The organism is Aeromonas sp. 601027, from assembly GCF_049174455.1.
GTDB lineage: Bacteria > Pseudomonadota > Gammaproteobacteria > Enterobacterales > Aeromonadaceae > Aeromonas > Aeromonas veronii_A.
The window spans coordinates 210446-232015 of sequence record NZ_JAAKTN010000002.1 but is presented as its reverse complement, the minus strand read 5'-3'; the positions used below and the strand labels follow the sequence as shown (position 1 = coordinate 232015).

Genomic DNA, 21570 nt, shown 5'->3' with positions numbered 1-21570 from the left:
GTCTGCCTATCGGCCTTGGACACCTTTCCTGAAGCGATCCCGTGTTCAAATAACAGCCATCATGTCATTAGCGCCAGCAGATGCGTGCGCAGAGCATCCGGTTCCCCAATAAAATCGGCAACCCGTACAGGCGTGACCCGCCCCTTGTGCATCAGCCCAAGGGTAGGATAACCCTGACCACCCAGCCGTTTCATCCAGCTATGGCTATCTGCCAGATGTTGCAGCAAGGGGGCCTGCAGATAAGCTTGCTGGAATGCCTCCGCTGCAATCCCCTGCTCTGCCGCCAGCGTGGCGAGAAACGCCGGCTCACCAATCCAGCACCCTTCCCTATAGTGGGATTGCTGGATCCGGTGCAACATGGCCAGCCCATCGCCCGCCAATGTCGTGACGGCCAAGACCGCACGGATCGGCGGCTCGGAGTCCAGCAGAGCCCCTTCCCTCAGCAGCAGTTCGTTAAAGTAGCGCTCGCCAAAATGCTGGCCGGTCAGCGCTTCGATCCGTTGATCATGGGGACGCACATAATCACGCAATGCCTCGCCCATCGGCTGACGGCGACTACCCAGCCAGAGACCGCCCGCATGCAGCTCGATCTCGAGCCCGTCAATGGTGGCTGCCGCCTGCAACAGGGGGGCGGCACCGTAGCACCAGCCACAGAGCGGGTCATAGACATAATGGAGGATGGTTTGTGGTTCGCTCATCTTCATTCTCACTTCAATCTCGGATAAAAAACCGGGCCCTGAGGCCCGGTAAAAAAACACAGGGAGAGCAGGCTCAGTGGCTTACCACTTCATCTCGCCGGTATTGACCTTGGCACCGATGGCCAGACCATCGTCAACCGGCAGTGCCGGATAGGCCTTCTTCAGGGCCTCAATCAGCTCGCCGGAATTTTTTGCCTTGGCCAGCTCCAGCTCGAAACGCTCTACATAGTCACGGGTAAAGGTCACAGCAGCAGTGCCTTTGGGCGCAGTGCCCAGGAAGTGGCCCGGTACTACACGTTCGGGTTTCAGGGCCAGCAGGTTGTCCAGCGCCTTGACCCAGTTGCTGCGGGCCGCTTTGGTCTGGCTGTCGGCCATCCAGACATGCACCCCGTGGTAAACCGGCACACCACCAAAAGCAGTCTTGATGGAAGGGGCCCAGAGGTAGGCATTCGGGGTGTTCATCTCTTTGATTTCAATCTTCTCGCCATCCAGCGTCAGGTGACTGGCCGTCATCACTTGCGGCACGGTCAGGCTCTTCGGTGCCCCCTTGCCGAGGATCGGGCTCCAGTAGTTCAGCTTGGCATCCTTGGTCTGGTTGATGTGGTCAACCACATGCTGGTCGGCCAGCACCTTGACATCCGGGAACGCAGCCATGACCGGCTCCAGACCGAAGTAGAAGTCGGGGTCACCGGCACTGATATAGACAGTGGTCAGCTTCTTGCCGCTCTTCTTGATCATGTCGACCAGCGCCTGACCATTTTGTACGTCGAACTGGGCATCGATCAGGATGGCCTCTTTGTCACCGGTCACCAGTGAGGAGGAGACCGGGAAGATCGCCTTCTCGCCAGGGTTATAGACGGTCACGCTCAGGGGGGCGGCCAGTGCGGCGCCACTCAGCAGGGTGGTCGCCAGAGTCAGGTTGCGGATCAGGGTGTTGTTCATCATCTATTCCTCATTAAGTATTCGGGGGTTCATTTGATGGACAGAGTGTATTGGATCACATAAGGTGCAAATACAGCATAAAAAGCACATCACTGTTGCACTTATCGAACATATAGAGAGCCATACATGGATCGACTGACCGCATTGCGGGTCTTCGTCAGCGTAGTCGAACAGGGGAGCCTGAGCGGCGCCGGAGAGAAACTGGATATGTCGCGCGCCATGGTGTCACGCTATCTGGCCGAGCTGGAGAGCTGGATGGGCGCTCGCCTGCTGCACCGCACCACCCGTCGTCTGAGCCTGACCGGGCCGGGAGAGGAAGCGCTGAACCGGGCCCGCGCCATGCTGGCCCTCGGCGAAGAAATGGAGCAGATCGCCGTGAAGGGAGATGACGCCCCCAAGGGACAACTGCGGATCACCAGCAGCTACTCCCTGTCAGAAGCGCTGCTGGTCGGGGCTGCCAACGACTATCTGACGCAATACCCGGGGACGGCCATTGACATTCTGCTGCTCGACAGAACCGTCAATCTGGTAGAGGAGCGGATCGATCTGGCGGTCCGCATCACCAACGACCTCGACCCCAATCTGGTGGCGCGCCGTCTCGGCACCTGCCACTCGGTAGTCTGTGCCAGCCCGGCCTATCTGGCCCGTCATCCGATGCCACACAAGGTGCAGGATTTGGCGCTGCACAACTGCCTCACCTACACCTACTTCGGCAAGAGCCTGTGGGAGTTTAATGGACCGGACGGTCCCGAGTCAGTGCCGGTCAGCGGTAACCTGAGCGCCAATATCTCCAACCTGCTGCTGGAAGCAACGCTGGAAGGCGCAGGGATCAGCCTGCAGCCACGCTACTCGGCCCAACCCTATCTGGAGCGCGGAGAACTGGTGCCCCTGCTGACCGACTGGCAGCCCAAGCGCCTCGGGGTCTACGGGGTGTATGCCACCCGCAAACAGATGTCGCCACTGCTGCGCAGCTTCCTCGATTTTCTGCTAGCCCGCATGGCGGCGGATCCCATCTGGCAGGAGTAAGCACACCTCAAACCCGACCATGAAGAGAAGGGGCCGCTGCGTGCCCCTTCTTCATTCCGATCCCTTGATCAGGCTTCAAATCCGAATGGTTCTGAGTGAGGCGCTTCCTGCTGCGCACTCTCGTCCAGGAAAATATCCCGATAAGCCACATAGATGGAGTAGTTGAGCGCCGGGATCACCACCAGCAGACCCACCAGCAGCAGCGCCGCGCCAAACAGCAGCAACATGGCTGAGAGCAGCCCCCACCAGAAGAAGGGCCACATATTGCGCCAGCAGCCGAAGAAGCTCAGACGCACCGCCTGGATGATGCCGATATCGTGGTGGTAGATCAGCGCAGGAGCAAAGGTGACCCCCATCAGCACGGGAATGATGAGCAGCATTCCCACCAGCAACACCAGCAGCAGTTGTTGCAACTGGCTGGCAGAGACCACCATGCTCTCGGGATCCTGCGTCAACAGCGGGAGCAGCCCCCACACGGAGAGCAGACCGAGACAGACGAGGCCAACCAGGCTGAACAGCAGCAACACCAGCAGACCGCCGAGCATCAGCGGGGTCAACTTGTGGCGAAAACCGGCGAAGAGATCGGCAAACTGCAGCGGCTCCCCCCGATAACCCCGAGCGGCGACCGCCACCCAACCCGCGCCCCACACCATGTAGAGCAGCTGGGAGATAAGGCCCCCCGCCGGCAGTTGCTCCAGCAGCATGCCTACCATAAACCAGACCAGCACCATGGCTACGCTGATCCCCATCCCCTTGTTGAAGATATCGAACCCGCTGCGAACCCAGAGCCAGCCACGACCTGTCGTGTATCGGGCCGGTGTGGTGCGCAAAGGGGGTAATCCGTTCATATCGTCTCCTCGGAGTGTCGGTGGCATAAGTGCCGGAAGCCGATTCTAGAGCCAGGGCGGGGGCGACTCAATGGCGAAGCAACCCGAGCACGACATAAAACCTGACGCAACTATGCACAAAAGGGGCATCAGCCACGCCCCGCCACTGGCTGCCCCGACCATAACGAGGCACAATCTGCCCCCTTCCCCAGCCGCGCCTGTCGTGGCCAGCATGTCGTGATCACCCTTTAGTGATCGACGAATGCCGGACAAGGGGTTGTCATCCCGCCATCCCGGGCGTTTTAACATCGAGTGGTATCGTCATGAGAGTTGTTTGTTGTCTGTTGTTGTTACTGACCAGCCAGTCAGCCCTGGCCGAGGGTTTTATCAGTCGCCTGCTCAACCATCCGGTGCCGGGTGGCGTTGCGGTGATCCCTCTTGGCGCGTCACCCACTGCCCCCACGGCCCGCTATCATGACAAACCCGTGCTGGTAGTGCGCGAAGACAACCAGTGGATCGCCATCGTCGGCATCTCTCTGAAAAGCACGCCCGGCGCCCAGCAACTGACCACAGGTGATGGCCGTACTCTCGGCTTCACCGTGACCCCCAAGCACTACCGCGAGCAGCACATCAAGCTCAAGAACAGCCGTCAGGTCAATCCGCTCGCCGAGGATATGACACGTATCAACCGCGAGCTGGCGGAGCAGACCCGGGCTTACCAGACCTTCAGCCCCAACCAGCCGAGCAACCTGATGTTCGACAAGCCGGTCAACGGCCCCCTATCCAGCCCGTTTGGCCTGCGTCGTTTCTTCAATGGCGAGGAGCGCAATCCCCACTCCGGCCTCGACTTCGCAGTGGGCGCCGGCACCCCGATCAAGTCCCCCGCCGCCGGCAAGGTGATCCTGATCGGCAACTACTTCTTCAATGGCAATACCGTCTTTGTCGACCACGGTCAGGGGCTCATCAGCATGTTCTGCCACATGTCAAAGATCGATGTGAAGCTCGGTCAGAGCATGCCGCGTGGCGGCATCGTCGGACGAGTCGGTTCGACCGGCCGCGCTACCGGCCCCCATATGCACTGGAACGTCAGCCTCAACGACACCCGGGTCGATCCCGCCATCTTTATCGGTGCCTTCAAGCCCTGAATCGGCAGAGCCCGTTAACAAAACATCCTCTAACAAAACAGGCAGCCCATGGCTGCCTGTCTGCTATCTGCACGTCGAACCTGATTACCTATTCGGCCAGTGCGTGGGCGCCGGACTCCCGATGCATCGCCCGCCACATCACCAACACCAGCAATGAGCTGCACGTTGGCAATGCCAGCCAGACCCCGGGCACGCCCCACAGGGTCGAGAATCCCCACAAGAAACCGCCGATCAGCACCAGCTTGCCACCGGTGAGCAGGGAGGCGATGCGGGCCCGATTGATGGCCTGGAAGTAGGTGGCCCCCACCAGCAGCAAGCCCTCCATCGGCAGCCCCCAGAAGTAGAGCCAGATCCCGAGGCTCGCCACCGGCAGCAAGGTAGCGTTGTCCCCGGCAAACAGATAGACCGCCGCCTCCGGCCACAGATATAGCGGGAACATGGCGCACAGGGCGATCCCCAACGTCACTCCGAGTGCCAGATTGCGGATCCGCAGCACCCGCCGCCAGTGACCGGCGCCCGCGTTAAAGCTGGCGATGGGCTGGATACCCATGGCGATCCCCTCGAACACCAGATAGAAGAAGGCCTCGGTGTAACTGATCACCCCGTAGGCCGCCACATGCAGCGAAGTGCCAACCGCCAGCAACGCCTTGTTGTGCAGCGCCAGCACTACCGAGAGATAGAGGTACATTAGAAAACTGGAGACCCCGAGGCGCACCGTCTCGCCCATCAGCCGAAGCTCGGGGCGCAAGGTGTCCCAGCTTATCCGCAGTTGGCTGCGCGGTGTGAAGAAGTGCCACAGGCAGGCGAGGCCCGTCACCGCCAGAGAGAGCATAGTGGCGGTCGCCACCCCGGCCAGTCCAAACGGAAACACCACCATCAGCAGATAGTCGAGCAGCACGTTGAGCAGGCCCCCGACTACCATGATGAGGGTGACAAAGCCAGGGCGGCCATCGTTGCGCAGCAGCGAGCTGAACGCCATCGACAGCACCGCAAAGACGCCCAGCCAGGCGTAGGCCTGCAGGTAGGAGAGCCCGGCGGTGAAGATCTCCCCCTCCGCCCCCATCCAGGCCAGCATGGGCTCGCCATAGCGGATCCCGATAAAACTGAGCAGTGCCGAGGCCAGCAACACCATCACCAGCGCATTGCCGACGATGTGGCGGGCTTTGGCCGGGTTGCCCTGCCCCAGATAGAAGGAGACCAGCGACGAGGCCCCCATGCCGATCAGCGCCCCCACCGCATAGAGCACGGCGCAGATGGGATAAGCCAGCATCAGACCGGCCATGCCATCCTGACCCAGCACATGGCCAACGAAGATGCCATCGATGGTGACATAGATGCCGGTGATCAGCATGGCCGCCACGGTCGGGGTTACGTAACGCCAGAAAAGGCGAGATAGCGGGGCTGTGCCCAGATCAACAGCTGACATATTCGACTCGGTGGAGAGAAAGCGGCCAGGATCATAGCGAAACGGCAGCACGACTTCCTGTTATTTGTGTTATGAATCATTAATATAGACTGCTTTACCCGCCTCCCTGCCCTGTTTTAGGCTAGGGCCACCTCTTCTGAACGGAAACGAGCCTCATGTTGCAACGCCTGCTCACCTTCTTGCTGCTCTCCCTTCTCTTGTTGCCGCCAACCGTGCGCGCCGACGATGCCATTGCCCAGGCCGAATCCCTGTTGCAGAGCGTGCCCAAGAGCGATACCCCGGAAAACCAGAAGCTGCGGGAGAGCTACCAGCAGGCGCTGCAATTTGCCAGAGAGGCCGAGCGTTACCGAGAGCAGAGCAAAGCCTATCAGCAGATCCTTATCGATTACCCCAAGGAGTCGGCACGGCTCAAGGAGAGCCTGCACAACTATCAGCCCGCCGCTCGCCCGCCGCTGGCGAGCCTCAAGGAGGAGGCGCTGCGCCAGGCCATAGGCCTGAGCAGCAATCGCCAGCTCAACCTGCGCAAGGAGCGGCAGGGGGTGATGGATAGCCTCAACCAGCTAGAGAGTACCGGGCAGGAGTATCACCTGCGGGTGGATGATCTGCGCAAACAGCTGCAACTGACCCGCAGCCAGCTGGAGCGACTGAGCTTCAGCAGCGAATCGGATCGCCAGCAGGAGGCACAGCTGCTGCTGACCAGAATGAAAGAGCAGAGCCTCTCCGACCGGATCCAGATGCTGGAGCTGGAGCAGCTCTCGGCCCAGCAGCGCAACGATCTCGGCAAGCTGAAACTGCAGGAGCTCAATCTGGCCATCGCCGACGAGGATGAGTGGCAAGCCAGCCTGCTGACCCAGCAGAACCAGCTGCGGCGGGAGAAGACCGAGCAGGCGCTGGAGGAGAGCGAACGGCTGCGCAAACAGCTCACCACCGACATGCCGCTGCTGCTGGAGCAGCAACAGCAGAATCAGGCGCTCTCCATCCAGCTCGGCACACTGGAAGATCAAATTGAGCGGGTGCAGGACGAGCAGCGCAGCGTCGACAAGAATCTGTTTGAATTGAATGAGCTGGTCAACTCGGTACGCGAACAGCTGGAGTGGCTGCAGATCAGTAATGCCTACGGCGAGAACCTGCGCAGCAAACTCTCCGACCTGCCCCCCCAGTTTCCCCTCGACAAGCTGGAGTCCGCCATCGTCAGCGCCCGCATGGCCAAGTACCAGTACGAGAGCGAGCAGGATGGGCTCAAGGATACCCGCCAGCTGCGCGATAAGCTGATGGCCGAAGAGGAGGTGACGCTCGATCGGCCACAGCAAGCGGTGCTCGACAACCTGCTCAAGGCCCGGCGCCAACTGCTGACCCGGCTCAACGACGCCTCCGACACCCTCATTCAGGAGCAGACCCGCCTCAAACTGCTCTACAGCCGTCAGAACAGCAAGATCGACGAGATCCGGGAGATCAGTGCCAGCCACCTGTTCTGGATGCCGGATGTGCGCCCCTTTACCCCACAGGTGATGCTCGGTATTCCTGCCGCGCTAACCCTGGCCTTCAACCCGGACAACTGGTTGCAACTGCCCTACGCCATCGCCGAAAACAGCCCGCTGAGCCTCACGCTGGCCGGTATTGGTCTGCTGGTGCTGGCCTGGAGCTGGTTCAAACTGGCCCGTCATCTGAGCCTCTATTGCGACCATATTGCGCCGCGGATCGGCAAGGTAACCCAGGACAAATTCAGCCTCACCAGCCGCTTGCTGCTGCGCTCCCTGCTTGCCGCCCTCCCCTTGCCCGCCATGGTGTTGATGGTGCGCGGCCTGCTCGAAGGGGCCTGGCAATACCCGTTTGCGGTGGCGGTGGCGCGCGGCCTTGGCGAGATCTGGTTTCTGCTGCTGGCGTTGGTGATGGCCCGCCATCTGACACTGGAGAGGGGGATTTTGATCCACCACTTCCGCTGGCCCCGGGAACAGGTGCAAAAGGTGTGGGGGCAGTTTCGCACCCTGCTGCTGGTGCTGATCCCGAGTTTCTTTGTGCAAGGGATGGCCAACAGCTATCAGGAGCACGCCTTCTACGACTCCCTCGGCCGGATGGCCTTCATGATCGGTGCACTCTGGCTGCTGCTCTTCTTTGCCCGTCTCAACCGGGAGCGATTGCCGCTCACCTGGGGCCAGACCGACATGACCAAGCCCCATCTGCTGCACCACTTCATCTGGAACAGCCTGATGCTGGCGCCGCTGCTGGCAGTGATCGGCGCCCTGTTTGGCTACTTCTATACCTCGCGCACCCTGCTGCGCCAGCTGGAGCTGAGCCTGCTGATGGGGCTGGGCTGCCTGCTGGTCTACTATCTGGCCAGACGCTGGATGCTGATCCAGCGCCGCCGCCTTGCCTTCGAGCGTGCCAAGAGCAAGCGGGCCGAGATGCTGGCCCAGCGCGGCCGTGACGACAATCAGGAGGAGCTAAGTTCGGAGATCCCCGATGTGGTGGAAGAGACTGAGCTGGACCTCGACACCATCAGCGCCCAGTCGCTGGGGCTGGTGCGCACCCTGCTGATGCTCGGCTTCACCATGCTGGTGGTAGTGCAATGGTCGGATCTCAACTCAGCATTCAGCTTCCTCAGCAATATCGAGGTATGGCAGGTGAGCAGCAAGATTGGTGGCATCGAGCAGCTCTCCGCCATCACCCTGCAGGATCTGATGCTGACCGCCTTCGTCTTCATCCTGACCGTAGTGACCGCCCGCAACCTGCCGGGGCTGATGGAGCTGACCCTGCTTCAGCACCTCAGCCTCTCTCCCGGAACCGGCTTTGCACTCACCACGATCAGCAAGTATCTGGTGATCCTCGTTGGCGCCCTCACCGGTTTCTCCATGCTCGGTATCGACTGGTCGAAGACCCAGTGGCTGGTAGCCGCTCTCTCGGTAGGGCTGGGTTTCGGTCTGCAGGAGATCTTCGCCAACTTTGTCTCCGGCCTCATCATCCTGTTCGAGAAGCCGATCCGGCTCGGTGACACCGTCACCATTCGCGATCTCACCGGCACCGTCACCAAGATCAAAACCCGGGCAACCACCATAGTGGATTGGGATCGCAAGGAGATCATCGTGCCCAACAAGGCCTTTATTACCGAACAGTTCATCAACTGGTCGCTCTCCGATGCCATCACCCGGGTCAAACTGCGGATCCGGATTGGCCTGACCCGGGATCCGAAACTGGTGCAGCGCATTCTGGAGGAGTCCATCCAGGCATCGACCCTGGTATTGGAGACGCCGACGCCCGAGGTCTTCCTGATCGAATTCACCGACTCGGCACTGATCTACGAGATCCGCCTCTACGTCAACAACATGGATCACCGGATGCCCATCACCCACGAGGTTCACTCGCTGGTGCTGGAGAAGATGCAACAGCAGGGACTTACCTTGCCCCATCAACAGATCGACATTCACCTGAGCCGCGGCTGATCCGCCAGTTGAAAGGAGCAGAACATGCAGATTATTGCCCACCGTGGCGCCAGCGGCCTGGCCCCCGAAAACACTCTCAAGGCGATGGCCAAAGCGCTGGAGCTGGGAGCATCAGCCATCGAGATCGACGTGCAGGCGGCCGATGGCGAGTTGTGGGTCTTCCACGACCGGCGGCTGGAGCGCTGCACCAATGGCAAGGGGGTGCTGACCGAGCAATCCCGCTCCTATCTGGAGCAGCTCGATGCCGGTGAGGGAGAGGTGCTCCCGACCCTGTGGCAGGTGATGGAGATCATCGCCGGACGCTGCGAGCTGCATATCGAGCTCAAGGGGGCCCATAGCGCCGATGCGGTGGCAGACCTGACCCGACGGGCAGAGGCCGAGCTGGGCTTTACTCCCGGGCAGTGGGTGGTTTCTTCCTTCCATCACCCGGAGCTGGCCCGATTTGCCGCCTTGCGGCCCGATATCCGGCTCGGTGCCCTGACCGCTAACCTGCCGCTCAACCTGGCGCAGTTTGCCGACGAGCTGGGGGCCTGGTCCATCAATTGCGATGTTGATTTCATCGACGCCGCGCTGGTCGATGATGCCCATCGCCGGGGGCTCAAAGTTCTGGTTTATACCGTTGATTATCCAGAAGATTATGAAACGCTCTCTAGCATGGGGGTCGATGGAATCTTCACCAATCGTCCAGATCGTTTCCTGTAGCCACCTGACAAGGATACACATATGGATAAGCTCTGATTTAGGCACTAACTTTAAATAGCTGATCGGGATACAAAGAGTTCAACTTCAGCCGATAAGAACAGGCACATAACAATAACCAGTTTCCACACACTCAGACTGACGCTCACAAGGATGTAACTATGAACTTATCGATTAAAAACAAGCTGGTCCTGGCTATCGGGGTCATCATTCTGGTGATCACCGGGATACAGGTCTGGTACAACACCTCGCAACTGCGCAGCGAGACCCAGCGACTGGTCTGGAATATCATCGACGAAAGCTCCATGGCCAACGTCAAGGGGATCTCCCGCTGGGTTGACTCCCGTATCGCCATCGTCAGCACCACCAAGGAGGCTTTCACCAAAGAGGATGAACCCATCAGCCATCTGGCCCAATCCATGAATGCAGGTGGATTCGACCTGGTCTATGCCGGTACTGCCGATGGCAAGATGATCCAGAGCAAGCCCACCAACCTCCCTGCCGGTTATGACCCCCGTCAACGCCCCTGGTACAAGGATGCAATGGCAGCTGGCAAACTGGTCATCACTGCCCCTTATGCGGATATCTCTACCGGACAACTGATTGTCACCATTGCCGAGCCGTTCCAGCGCGGCAACACTCAGGGAGTCATCGCCGGTGACGTATCCATAAGCGCCCTCATCTCGGATATTCTGGCCGTCACCACCGAGGGCACCTACGCCATTTTGGTAGACAGTAATGGCACCATCATCGCCCACCCTGATGCCTCGTTGAGTCTCAAATCTGCCACCGCCCTGGCCCCTGAATTGACTGCTTCCTATATCAACCAGATCGCCCATGACGGCGCAATCAACGAGCTGGTAATCAGTGGCAAGAAAGAGGTCTTTGACTTCAACGCAATCCCCAATACCAACTGGTATTACGGCATGATGGTGGATGAGGAGACCGCCTATCAGTCGGTGCGCAGCATGGTCACCTCCTCCCTCATCCAGGGGCTTATCACCATACTGATCGTGGCTGGCTTCTCCTATGTCGCCATCAATGGTTCGCTGGCCCCCCTGAAAACCCTGGGCGAAGCGATTGCCGATCTCTCACGCGGCAACGGTGATCTGACCCGCCGCATCAAGATAGAGCGGGAAGACGAGGTGGGCGCAGTTGCCAAGCACGTCAACACCTTCATCGACCGGATCCATGTGATGGTGCAGGATATCTCCAACTCCTCGACCCAGCTTAATCAGCAGGCCAAATCCTCCCACAGCATGGCGGAGAAGGCGAATCAGGGGCTGGCACGTCAGCAAAACGAAATCTCCCAGATCGCTACTGCAGTACACGAGATGTCGGCCACCGCGGTCGAGGTCGCCAGCAACGCCGAGCAGACCGCCGAAGCGGCCCGCAGCTCCTCCAGCAGTTGCGAGCATGGCAAGCAGGTGATCGCCCGCAACCAGCGCTCTATCACCGATCTGGCCACCCAGGTGGAACAGGCCTCCAACATCATTCAGGAACTGGAGAAAAACGCTCAGGAGATCAACACCATCCTCTCCACCATTCAGGGCATCGCCGAGCAGACCAACCTGCTGGCACTCAACGCCGCCATCGAAGCGGCACGTGCCGGTGAACAGGGCCGGGGTTTCGCTGTGGTGGCAGACGAAGTGCGGGTGCTGTCACAGCGTACCCATAGCTCCACCGTCGAGATCCGCAGCATGATCGAGACCCTGCAGCGCAATACCCAGGGAGCGGTCAGCACCATGCACGAAGGCCAGCTGCTGGCCCAGAACAGCGTGGATGACGCCAACAACGCCACCCACGCGCTGGAACAGATCACCACCTCGATCAACCAGATCTCCGACATGGCGACCCAGATCTCCAGCGCGGCGGAAGAGCAGCGGGCCGTCACCGACGAGGTAAGCCGCAACATTCAGGCGGTGAAAGATGTCTCGGACGAACTGGCAGTGGATGCAGACAGCTCACGCCATCTCTCTGAACAACTTAAAAATATTTCGGGTGAACTGAGCAATCAGGTCGGTATGTTCCGCATTTGAGGATGAGCAAAAGGGGCCGTACAGGCCCCTTTTATTTTTCTAAATAGCGCTTAATTTTCAGTGAGTAATCTCACATCACCCGCCAAATACCCCGCCTTGAAATCCTTGTGATTCGTCTGGAATTATCAGATCACCGCCGTGGTCACCGCAGCATTTCGGATTACCTATTTCTATCCGAATAGATAAATGCCAATAATTCTCATTAAAAAATTACAATAAAAAACTTAAAATTTTTTTCGCGAGTACCTAAAAAGAGAGGTGATTCGCATTTTATTGAAAGAAAACTACGTACAATCCAGAAGTTAAAGTACTCGTAGCTAGGTGTTCAACTGCTCAGTAACACCAAAAAATGACGATAATAACGACATTTTCATCCAGGGATTTGGGTGTTTTATAGAAAAATAACCAATAAAAAGGGAATAAAACCTAGCAGTTTGACTTGCATCAAGCCTGAATTTTTTTCATAGAGCAAAATCGTGCCCAGCAAATCTATCCCTAAGGAGGCAGATGTGGATATTATCAAGACCGATGTGGCCATCATCGGTGCTGGCGGTACCGGCTTACGCGCCGCTATCGCTATAGCCGAATCACAGCCAGACCTGGACATCGCCCTGATTTCCAAGGTTTACCCGATGCGCAGCCACACGGTTGCTGCCGAAGGCGGCGCCGCCGGTGTCGTCCGTGATGACGACTCCCTCGAAAACCACTTCAACGACACCGTCTCCGGTGGTGACTGGCTGTGCGAGCAGGACGTAGTGGAATACTTCGTCAACAACGCAACCAAAGAGATGATCCAGCTGGAGCACTGGGGTTGCCCCTGGAGCCGCAAGCCGGATGGCAAAGCCAACGTGCGTCCGTTTGGTGGCATGAAGGTTCCCCGTACCTGGTTCGCCGCAGACAAGTCCGGTTTCCATATTCTGCACACCCTGTTCCAGACCTCCGTCAAATACCCGAGCATCAAGCGCTTCGACGAGCATTTCTGTCTTGATCTGATCGTGGACGACGGCCGCGTTCAGGGCGTACTGACCTTCGACATCCAGAACGGTATCACCCGCTTCATCCAGGCCAAATCCGTGATCGTGGCAACCGGCGGTGCTGGCCGTGTCTATCGCTACAACACCAACGGTGGCATCGTCACCGGCGACGGCATGGCACTGGCCTACCGTCACGGCGTACCGCTGCGTGATATGGAGTTTGTCCAGTATCACCCGACCGGTCTGCCGGGCACCGGCATCCTGATGACCGAAGGTTGTCGTGGTGAGGGTGGCGTTCTGCTGAACAAGGATGGCTACCGCTACCTGCAAGACTACGGCTTGGGCCCGGAAACGCCGATCGGCCAGCCGAAGAGCAAATACATGGAACTGGGTCCGCGCGACCGCGTTTCCCAGGCATTCTGGCAAGAGCAGCAGAAAGGCCGCGTCATTCAGGGCCCGATGGGAGATGTGGTTCACCTCGACCTGCGTCACCTTGGCGAGAAGTACCTGAAAGAGCGTCTGCCGTTCATCTGCGAACTGGCCAAAGCCTACGTCAACGTGGATCCGGCCAAAGAGCCTATCCCGGTACGTCCGACTGCCCACTACACCATGGGTGGTATCGAGACTGACAACAAGTGTGCCACCCGTCTGCCCGGCCTCTACGCAGCGGGCGAATGTGCCTCCGTCGGTCTGCACGGTGCCAACCGTCTGGGTTCCAACTCCCTGTCCGAGATCGTGGTATTCGGCAAGCTGGCCGGTGAGCAGGCAGGTGAATTTGCCAAGACTCAGAAGCATGGCAATACCGAAGCGCTGGCCGCCAAGGCCGAGGCGCTCATCAAGCAGCACCTCTCCCTGATGGACATAGACGGTACCGAGAATCCGGCAGATATTCGCAACGAGTTGGGCATGTCCATGGAAGCCGGTGTCGGTATCTACCGTACCGAAGAGCTGATGCAGGGTACCATCGACAAGATCAACGAGCTGAAAGCCCGTTACAAAAAGGTCAAGATCAACGACAAGTCCTCTGTCTTCAACACCGATCTGCTGTACGCCATCGAACTGGGCTACATGCTGGACGTGGCTGAAGCCATGGCTCACTCCGCCATCAATCGTAAAGAGTCCCGCGGTTCCCACCAGCGTCTGGATGGTTACGAAGAGCGTGATGACGTGAACTTCCTCAAGCACACGCTCTCGTTCTACCAAAATGGCGAAACGCCCTCCATCGATTACTCCGATGTGAAGATCACTAAGTCCCAGCCGGCAAAACGCGTGTACGGCTCCGAGGGTGAGAAACAAGACGAGGCTAAGAAGAATGGCTGAGATGATTGAAATTGAAATCCTGCGCTACCGTCCGGAGCAGGATAACGAGCCCTGGATGCAGACCTTCCAGGTGCCTTACCAGAGAGAGATGTCTCTGCTGGATGCGCTGCAGTACATCAAGGATCACCTGGACTCTACCCTGAGCTTCCGCTGGTCCTGCCGGATGGCGATCTGCGGCTCCTGCGGCATGATGGTCAACGGTGTTCCCAAGCTGGGTTGCAAGGCGTTCCTGCGCGACTATCTGCCGGGCAAGATGACCATCGAGCCGCTCAACAACTTCCCGATCGAGCGCGACCTGGTGGTCGACATGTCCGATTTCATCGAGAAGCTGGAGAGCATCAAGCCCTACATCATCCCGAGCGAGCCGCGCAACCTGTGCGATGGCGAGTACATCCAGACTCCGGCAGAGATGGCGAAGTACAAGCAGTTCTCCCAGTGCATCAACTGTGGTCTCTGCTACGCGGCCTGCCCGCAGTACGGCATCAACAAGAAGTTCACCGGTCCGGCGGCACTGGCTCTGGCCTATCGCTACAACGTCGACAACCGTGATGCCGGCGCCAAAGAGCGTATGCGCATCATCAGCCAGGACGAGGGCGTCTGGGGCTGTACCTTCGTGGGCTACTGCTCCGAAGTGTGCCCGAAGGGCGTCGATCCGGCAGCGGCCATCCAGCTTGGCAAGGTAGAGAGTGCCAAGGACTACATGATCGCCATGTTCAAGCCAGATTGAGAGCAGGATTGAGACCATGAACAACACTGAAAGCAAACGTAAACCTTACGTCCGCGAAATGAAGAAAGACTGGTGGCTGAAGAACGCCTTCTACACCGGTTACATGATCCGCGAAGGCACCAGTATCTTCGTCTCCATCTACGCTGTTGTGCTGATGTGGGGTCTGATGCGTCTGGTACAGGGTCAGGAAGCGTTCAATGGCTGGCTGGAATCCCTGCAAAGCCCGATCGCCATCCTGTTCCACGTGATTGCGCTGGCAGCCTGCCTGTTCCATGCCAAGACCTGGTTCGCTCTGGCGCCGAAAGCCATGCGTATCTTCCGTGGTGAAGACCTGGTGCCGGAGAAACCGATCGTCATCGCCCAGTATGTGGCGCTGGCTGTGGTATCCCTGCTTGTCCTGATCATCGTGGCCTGAGGAGAAAACAATGAGACGTTCTGACGAGCCAATTTACTGGGGTCTGTTTGGTGCGGGTGGCATGGTCGTTGCCATGCTGCTGCCGGTCATTGTCCTCATCACCGGTCTGCTGGTGCCCATGGGCATCATGGACGTGGAAACCATGAGCTATGACCGCGTGCACGCGTTCGCCAGCTCCTGGTGGGGTGCCTGCATCCTGCTGGTGATCATCGCCCTGCCAGTCTGGCACGGTATGCACCGTATCTACCACGGTCTGCACGATCTGGGGATCCACACCACCAAGCTGCACCACTATGTGTTCTATGGCTTTGCCTTCCTGGTATCTGCCATTACCGTCGGCCTGCTGATGGTACTGGTACTCCAGTAATCACATCTGACTGATTGACCAAACCGGGCCTCGTGCCCGGTTTTTTATTGCCCCGCTATCCCGCCCCTGCTTTTTATTCACTCAAACAATTCGATAAAAACCAGATTATCGTCCAAGCATATGGCGATCATAGTCACATAACCCCAATACATTCGTCATTTGTAGCAAACCATTTTGACCACCATCAATTTAGTGACATTCATATCAATTATAATTATTCAGATTAAATAATTATTCATATGGAGCTAGCTAATGACAGACAAAACACGCTCGGTGAGCCTAGGCAGTTACCTGGCACTGGCCTTCGCCGTGGTCTTCTTCTCCGGACTGTTGCAATCCGGCGAGTGGTACGGGGTATTCGATTTCACCACGCTGAACGGTTCGTTCGGTACCATGGTCCAGAGCGTCAGCGAGAATGGTGACGGTATCAAGACCGCCATGACCGACATGCGCGGCAAGGGGGGCAACGGGGCGCGAGATGGCTTTCTGTTCGCCCTGACCCTGATCCCCACCGTGATGTTTGCCCTCGGCATGATCAATGTGCTGGAGCACTACGGCGCGCTGGAAGCGGCCCGCAAGTTGCTGACCCCGCTGCTGCGTCCGCTGATGGGGATCCCGGGCAACACCGGCCTCGCCCTTATCGCCTCCCTGCAGAGTACCGATGCCGGTGCCGCCATGACCCGTCAGCTCAAGGATGAAGGGCTCATCACCAAGCGTGAAACCGACGTATTCACCATGTTCCAGTTCTCCGCTGGTGCCACCATCGTCAACTTCTTCTCCTCCGGCGCCGTGCTGTTCACCCTGACACTGGCAGATGGCAGCCCGGCGGTCAGCTCCTCCATCGGTCTGGCTGTCATCGTGATGTTCGCCTTCAAATTTGTCGGGGCCAACCTGTTTCGGGTCTACCTCAATATGAGCGAAGGCAAGCAGACCGATAACAACACCCAGCAGACCCTCAACACTCAGGAGCAAGCCAAATGAGCCAGGCCAACATCAAGAAACCCATCGTCACCGATATCTTCGTCGAAGGGGCCAAGAAGGGCTGGGTCATCGCCACCACCTCCACCGTTCCCAACGTACTGATGGCCTTTGTCATCATCAAGGCGCTGCAGATCACCGGCGCGCTGGATGCCATGGGCGCCATTTTCTCCCCCGTCATGGCCATCTTCGGGTTGCCCGGTGAGGCGGCAGCCGTGCTGATCGGCGCCTGGATGTCGATGGGCGGTGCAGTCGGTGTGGTCATCACCCTGTTCGATCAGGGGATCCTCAACGGCACCCACATCGCCATTCTGGCGCCAGCCATCTACCTGATGGGCTCCCAGGTGCAGTACATGGGCCGCATCCTCGGCTGCATCGGTACCGAAGGGCGTTACATCCCCATCATGGTCGCCATCTCGGTACTCAACGCCTTCGGCGCCATGCTGGTGATGAACATCCTTCTCTGACCCGAACCTGATAGTGGAGCAAGCAATGACTTTTTCTCTGGATCAATACCTGACCGAACTGGCCCCGCTGATCAATCTGGATTGCGGATCCCTGCACCAGCCGGGCATTGCGGCAGTGGCCGACCTGATGGCTGCCAAATATGAGGCGATGGGCGGCTGGCAGATCAAGCGGGTCGACTGTGGCGCAGCCGGGGTGGGACTGGAGATCCGCAACCAGCCTGATGCGGCGCAGATCGATGTAATGCTGATCGGCCATATGGATACCGTCTTCCCCCTCGGTACCGCCGCTGCCCGCCCGATGAGCATCGATGGTGAGCGCGCTTACGGCCCCGGTGTCTCCGACATGAAATCCGGCCTGCTCAACATCGTCTATGCCCTGCGTGAACTGCCCCGCGAGGTGCGCGATCGCCTGAGCATCTGCGTCTGCATGAACCCGGATGAGGAGATCGGCTCCCTCCACTCCAGCGACTGGCTGGCAACGGTGGCCAAACAGGCAAAACAGGTGCTGGTGGCCGAAGCGGCCCGCGCCGATGGCTCGCTGGTCAAGGCGCGCAAGGGGATGGCCCGTTATCGCATCGACTTCACCGGCAAGGCTGCTCACGCGGGCAACGAACCACAGAAGGGGCGCAGCGCCATCACCGAGCTGGGCCACTGGATCCTGGCCATCAACGCCCTGACCAACTTCGAGAGCGGCACCACCCTCAACATCGGCATTGTCGAGGGGGGCAATGGCGCCAACATAGTGCCGGCCCATGCCAGCGCTGTGGTAGACGTCCGTTTCTGGGACAATCAGGAGTACCACCAGATCGACGATCATCTGCTGACCCTGGCCGAGCGGCCGCATCTGGATGGTGTCACCATCCAGCTGACCCGCGAGGCCCACAAACCGGCCATGGTGCCGTCAGAGGGTACTCAGGCGCTGATGCAGCTGGTGGAAGAGTGTGGCGCCGAACTGGGACTGCCAATCAGCTGGCAGGAGGTAGGTGGCGGCTCCGATGCCAACCTGACCGCCGCCCTCGGCATCCCCACTCTGGATGGTCTGGGCCCCATCGGTGCCGGTTTCCACAGTGACGAGGAGTATCTGGATCTGGCCAGCATTGCCCCGCGCATCGAGCTGCTGGTGAAGGTACTGACCCGTCTGGCGGCCTGACAGCCTCTCACGTAAAAAAGGGCCAGCCGGTTTGCACCGGCTGGCCCTCTGTGTATCAGCCCCCCAGAATGACAGCCCCCCTTCGCTATTACTCCATCGGCGGCAAGAAGCGGCGCATCACCTCATCCGTATGCCCCCCTTCCTGAAATACCACCAGCGACTGATTGAGGATGTTCACCAGCTGGTGACCGCGGGGGGAGCCCTTGCTCACCAGCAGATAGAATCCCTTGCGGCTGGGCAGAGCGAGATTGAGCAACCCGCTCTCGCTGCGGTAGATGCCAAGGCTGATGCCTGCCACCAGAGGTTCGATTTCGCTCGGCACAAAGTCGCAGCGATCCCGCTCCAGCATATCGAGCGCCTGCTGCAACTGCTTGACCCGGCGTGGCTCCTGCGCAAGCCTGTAGGGGGTGTAGTTGTAGCCAATCACCCCGCATACCCGGGAGCGATTGACCGTCTGCAGATCCGGCGGTTCGGGGTAGCGGCGCTTGAGATAGAAGAAACCGAGGTGGGTGTAGTAGAGGGGAACGCTGTAGAAGGCAAACTCGGCCCGCTCCGGCTTGTAGCTGGCATCCCAAGTCAGCTCGCACAGACCATTCTGGCGATAATCCGCCAGCTCCTGCTGCACCCGCGCCCAGGGCAGATAGCGGATCTGGTGCGAGAGCCCGCTCTGTTGCAGGGCATCGAGCACCAGCGTTGTCGCCGAACCGGTCAGGCGGCTGGTATCGGGCACCCCGTCCTTGCGCTCCCAGTAGGTAAAGGGGGCCCACTCGTTGCCCTCCCCCAGACAGATCTTCACTGGCGGCTCTTGCCCCCATAGCGCGGGGGACAAGATGGCCATCGCCAATCCCGCCCACCATGTTGCCACTCGTTTCATCTCCCGCTCCCGGACTGTTGATCCCTCTTGCAGCTTAGCCCAGAAGGGATTTTGCTCACTTTGCAGGGGAGCTTTCATGCCACAACGCCAGCAAATTGGCCGGAATGGCACCATAACGGAGCTGCGGTGTCTGGTGCCAGCCAGCCAGCTTTTGCAGGGCTTTCGCCAGATCCTGTGCAAGCGTGCGGGTCACTCTCACCCCGGCTTCCAGATAGAGGCTCTTGATCTCGAAGATCCCCTGCTGGCGATGAGCCTTGGCATCCATTCTGCCCACCAGCTTGCCACGATGCAGCAAGGGCAACACGAAGTAGCCGTATTGGCGCTTGGGGGCAGGGGTGTAGCACTCGATGCGATAGTCGAAGTTGAACAGATCCTTGGCCCGCTTGCGATCCCACACCAGCGGGTCGAACGGCGACAAGGCGGTGGTATGGGTTGCCTTGAGGGTGCCCGCCTGCGCCCTTGCCAGCTCATCGGCCAGCGAGGCGTGCACAAAAGCGCCGTGCTGCCACCCGTCTACCCGTACCGGCAGCAGTTCCCCCTCGTCCGCCAGCTGATGGAGCAAGGCGTCATATTTGCCGCGCCGCAGCCGGTAGTAGTCCGCAACCCAGCCGGTTTTGACCAGCCCCAGCGCCCGGCAGCTGGCGCGCACCATATCCCGTTGGGCCTGCTCGACGCTCGGCAGATCCCGCTGGTCGCTCCACTCGGGGAGCACCCGTTCGGCGAGATCATAGACCCGCTGAAAGTTGCGCCGCTCCCGTACCATCAGCTGACCAGTGGTAAAGAGCACCTCCAGATGGCGTTTCTCCGGCTTCCAGTCCCACCAGCCATTGCCCTTCCCCTCTTTGCGCTCAAAATCAGCCGCCCGTACCGGGCCGTGCTGGCGAATGCGCTCGATAAGCTGGCCAATCTCCTGCTGATGGGTGGCGAGCCAGTTGGCCGAAAACTTCCAGCCCATGGCGGCGGGGTCGAGCATCCGGTGGCGCAGCAGCCGGTAATCCTCGCGGGGCACAAAGCAGGCCTCGTGGGCCCAATATTCGAAGATCTCGCCGTCAGCCAACAGCTGCTCCAGCCAACGCGGTTCATACTGGCCAAGGCGGCTAAAAAGCACCAGATAGGGGCTGCGGGCCACCACCGAGATGGTATCGATCTGCAGCAGCGCCATGCGGCGAATGGTGGCCAGCAGATCGGCCGGGGTCGCCTTGCTGCGACGGGGGGCCAGCAGCCCCTGCGCCGCCAGTTGCAGATGACGGGCATCTTGCAGTGATAAATGGGTAATCGACATCAACAACCGCTCCCTGGTATCTGACCATCGCGCGCCCGGCGGATGGCCAACAAAACCGGAGGAGGCACCACGCTGGCATGCCTCCCCGCCCTTGTGTGCCTGCGCCGCTATGAGTGGGTCGGGTGCAAGACCAGCTGATTGACCACCAGCATGATCTCTTGATAAGTGGCCTCGACCGTCTCGGGGGTCGGCTCCAGAATAAGGTCATCGGCATAGCCGTTGATGAGCGAGGTGATCTGGCGCGCCAGTCGCCGGGCATCGCCCGCTACAAACTCGCCGCTGTCGATCCCCTTTTGCAGGATCTGCTCCAGCACCTCGCGCCACGCCAGAATGATTTTGCGGTAGCTCTCGGCAAACACAGGGTCGCGCAGTGACTCGTTCCAGGCATCGAGGTAGATGGCCCAGGAGGCATCCTGACTGGTCGGCAGGTTGTCCCGCACAAAGAGCGGCAACGCTTCGCGGGCCGGCAGCGGCAACAGCCACTCCCGCTGCTCGGCTATCTCCTGACTGGTGAAACGCTCCACGGCGCAGAGGCAGAGCTCCTTCCAATCCTTGAAGTAGTGGTAGACGTGGCTGCGCGCCAGACCGGTGCGCTCGGCAATATCACGGGTTGACGATGCCGCCATCCCCTTCTCTCGAAACAGGGCCAATACGGCCTCGATGATCATCTCTTTGCGCTGTTCTGCTGATGGGCGTGCCATCTGACCTCCTGCGATATCAATCGATCTGCTTGACTTTGAGCGGTCGCTCAAACAAAATTTGAGCACTCGCTCAAAC

The 21570-nt window shown here is 59.4% G+C and carries 19 protein-coding genes; 12 read left to right on the top strand and 7 right to left on the bottom strand.

Features of this window, described 5'->3' with window-relative positions; genetic code table 11:
* Positions 1-59 precede the first annotated feature (59 nt).
* Both G5193_RS04865 and G5193_RS04860 read right to left on the bottom strand, forming a co-directional pair.
* A complete protein-coding gene (locus tag G5193_RS04865; protein WP_421205180.1) occupies positions 60-704 on the bottom strand; it encodes a DsbA family protein in 645 nt (214 codons plus the stop codon).
* A 75-nt stretch (positions 705-779) separates the two neighbouring features.
* Positions 780-1640: a Vmh family MBL fold metallo-hydrolase gene (locus tag G5193_RS04860; RefSeq protein WP_227343009.1), complete on the bottom strand. Its 861-nt coding sequence runs from the start codon at positions 1638-1640 to the stop codon at positions 780-782.
* Between the two features lie 126 nt (positions 1641-1766).
* Between G5193_RS04860 and G5193_RS04855 the strand changes: the two genes are divergently transcribed.
* Positions 1767-2666 (top strand): LysR family transcriptional regulator, encoded by a 900-nt coding sequence (locus G5193_RS04855; RefSeq protein ID WP_416004165.1) that lies wholly within the window; start codon positions 1767-1769, stop codon positions 2664-2666.
* 68 nt (positions 2667-2734) lie between these two features.
* Here G5193_RS04855 and G5193_RS04850 read toward each other — a convergent pair whose 3' ends face one another.
* The gene (locus G5193_RS04850; RefSeq protein WP_227342102.1) at positions 2735-3514 is read right to left on the bottom strand and encodes a BPSS1780 family membrane protein; all 780 of its coding nucleotides are present in this window, start codon (positions 3512-3514) and stop codon (positions 2735-2737) included.
* Between the two features lie 302 nt (positions 3515-3816).
* Here G5193_RS04850 and G5193_RS04845 point away from each other — a divergent pair, with 302 nt between their 5' ends.
* The gene (locus tag G5193_RS04845) at positions 3817-4638 is read left to right on the top strand and encodes a peptidoglycan DD-metalloendopeptidase family protein (protein ID WP_421205178.1); all 822 of its coding nucleotides are present in this window, start codon (positions 3817-3819) and stop codon (positions 4636-4638) included.
* 88 nt (positions 4639-4726) lie between these two features.
* On the opposite strand, the gene G5193_RS04840 is transcribed toward G5193_RS04845, so the two are convergent.
* Positions 4727-6064: an MATE family efflux transporter gene (locus G5193_RS04840; protein WP_421205176.1), complete on the bottom strand. Its 1338-nt coding sequence runs from the start codon at positions 6062-6064 to the stop codon at positions 4727-4729.
* A 155-nt stretch (positions 6065-6219) separates the two neighbouring features.
* Here G5193_RS04840 and mscM point away from each other — a divergent pair, with 155 nt between their 5' ends.
* From mscM to G5193_RS04790, 10 genes are all read left to right on the top strand, one after another.
* Positions 6220-9501, top strand: coding sequence for a miniconductance mechanosensitive channel MscM (gene mscM / locus G5193_RS04835; protein ID WP_421205174.1), 3282 nt, complete (start codon positions 6220-6222; stop codon positions 9499-9501).
* 24 nt (positions 9502-9525) lie between these two features.
* Positions 9526-10203, top strand: coding sequence for a glycerophosphodiester phosphodiesterase (locus G5193_RS04830; protein ID WP_421205172.1), 678 nt, complete (start codon positions 9526-9528; stop codon positions 10201-10203).
* 158 nt (positions 10204-10361) lie between these two features.
* Positions 10362-12239, top strand: a complete 1878-nt coding sequence (locus G5193_RS04825; RefSeq protein ID WP_421205170.1) for a methyl-accepting chemotaxis protein — start codon at positions 10362-10364, stop codon at positions 12237-12239.
* A 509-nt stretch (positions 12240-12748) separates the two neighbouring features.
* The gene (gene frdA, locus G5193_RS04820; RefSeq protein ID WP_064340833.1) at positions 12749-14533 is read left to right on the top strand and encodes a fumarate reductase (quinol) flavoprotein subunit; all 1785 of its coding nucleotides are present in this window, start codon (positions 12749-12751) and stop codon (positions 14531-14533) included.
* Positions 14526-15260 (top strand): succinate dehydrogenase/fumarate reductase iron-sulfur subunit, encoded by a 735-nt coding sequence (locus tag G5193_RS04815; RefSeq protein ID WP_005347973.1) that lies wholly within the window; start codon positions 14526-14528, stop codon positions 15258-15260. Before frdA ends, G5193_RS04815 begins: the two co-directional genes overlap by 8 nt.
* Before the next feature lie 16 nt (positions 15261-15276).
* On the top strand, positions 15277-15675 hold the full coding sequence (locus tag G5193_RS04810) for a fumarate reductase (RefSeq protein ID WP_033112664.1): 399 nt from the start codon (positions 15277-15279) through the stop codon (positions 15673-15675).
* A gap of 10 nt (positions 15676-15685) precedes the next feature.
* Positions 15686-16042 carry a fumarate reductase subunit FrdD gene (frdD, locus tag G5193_RS04805; protein ID WP_040066869.1) on the top strand — a complete coding sequence of 119 codons (357 nt, stop codon included), beginning with the start codon at positions 15686-15688 and terminating at the stop codon, positions 16040-16042.
* A 252-nt stretch (positions 16043-16294) separates the two neighbouring features.
* A complete protein-coding gene (locus G5193_RS04800) occupies positions 16295-17023 on the top strand; it encodes a nucleoside recognition domain-containing protein (RefSeq protein ID WP_158109835.1) in 729 nt (242 codons plus the stop codon).
* Positions 17020-17487 carry a YjiG family protein gene (locus G5193_RS04795; protein ID WP_005335063.1) on the top strand — a complete coding sequence of 156 codons (468 nt, stop codon included), beginning with the start codon at positions 17020-17022 and terminating at the stop codon, positions 17485-17487. Before G5193_RS04800 ends, G5193_RS04795 begins: the two co-directional genes overlap by 4 nt.
* A gap of 25 nt (positions 17488-17512) precedes the next feature.
* Positions 17513-18637 (top strand): M20 family metallopeptidase, encoded by a 1125-nt coding sequence (locus G5193_RS04790; RefSeq protein WP_128835120.1) that lies wholly within the window; start codon positions 17513-17515, stop codon positions 18635-18637.
* Positions 18638-18725: 88 nt separating this feature from the next.
* Here G5193_RS04790 and G5193_RS04785 read toward each other — a convergent pair whose 3' ends face one another.
* The 3 genes from G5193_RS04785 to G5193_RS04775 form a co-directional block, all read right to left on the bottom strand.
* Positions 18726-19475, bottom strand: coding sequence for a substrate-binding periplasmic protein (locus tag G5193_RS04785; RefSeq protein WP_421205255.1), 750 nt, complete (start codon positions 19473-19475; stop codon positions 18726-18728).
* A gap of 91 nt (positions 19476-19566) precedes the next feature.
* Positions 19567-20793, bottom strand: coding sequence for a winged helix-turn-helix domain-containing protein (locus tag G5193_RS04780; protein ID WP_421205167.1), 1227 nt, complete (start codon positions 20791-20793; stop codon positions 19567-19569).
* Between the two features lie 107 nt (positions 20794-20900).
* Complete coding sequence (locus tag G5193_RS04775) at positions 20901-21494, bottom strand: TetR/AcrR family transcriptional regulator (protein WP_421205165.1); 594 nt, start codon at positions 21492-21494, stop codon at positions 20901-20903.
* Between the last annotated feature and the right edge of the window lie 76 nt (positions 21495-21570).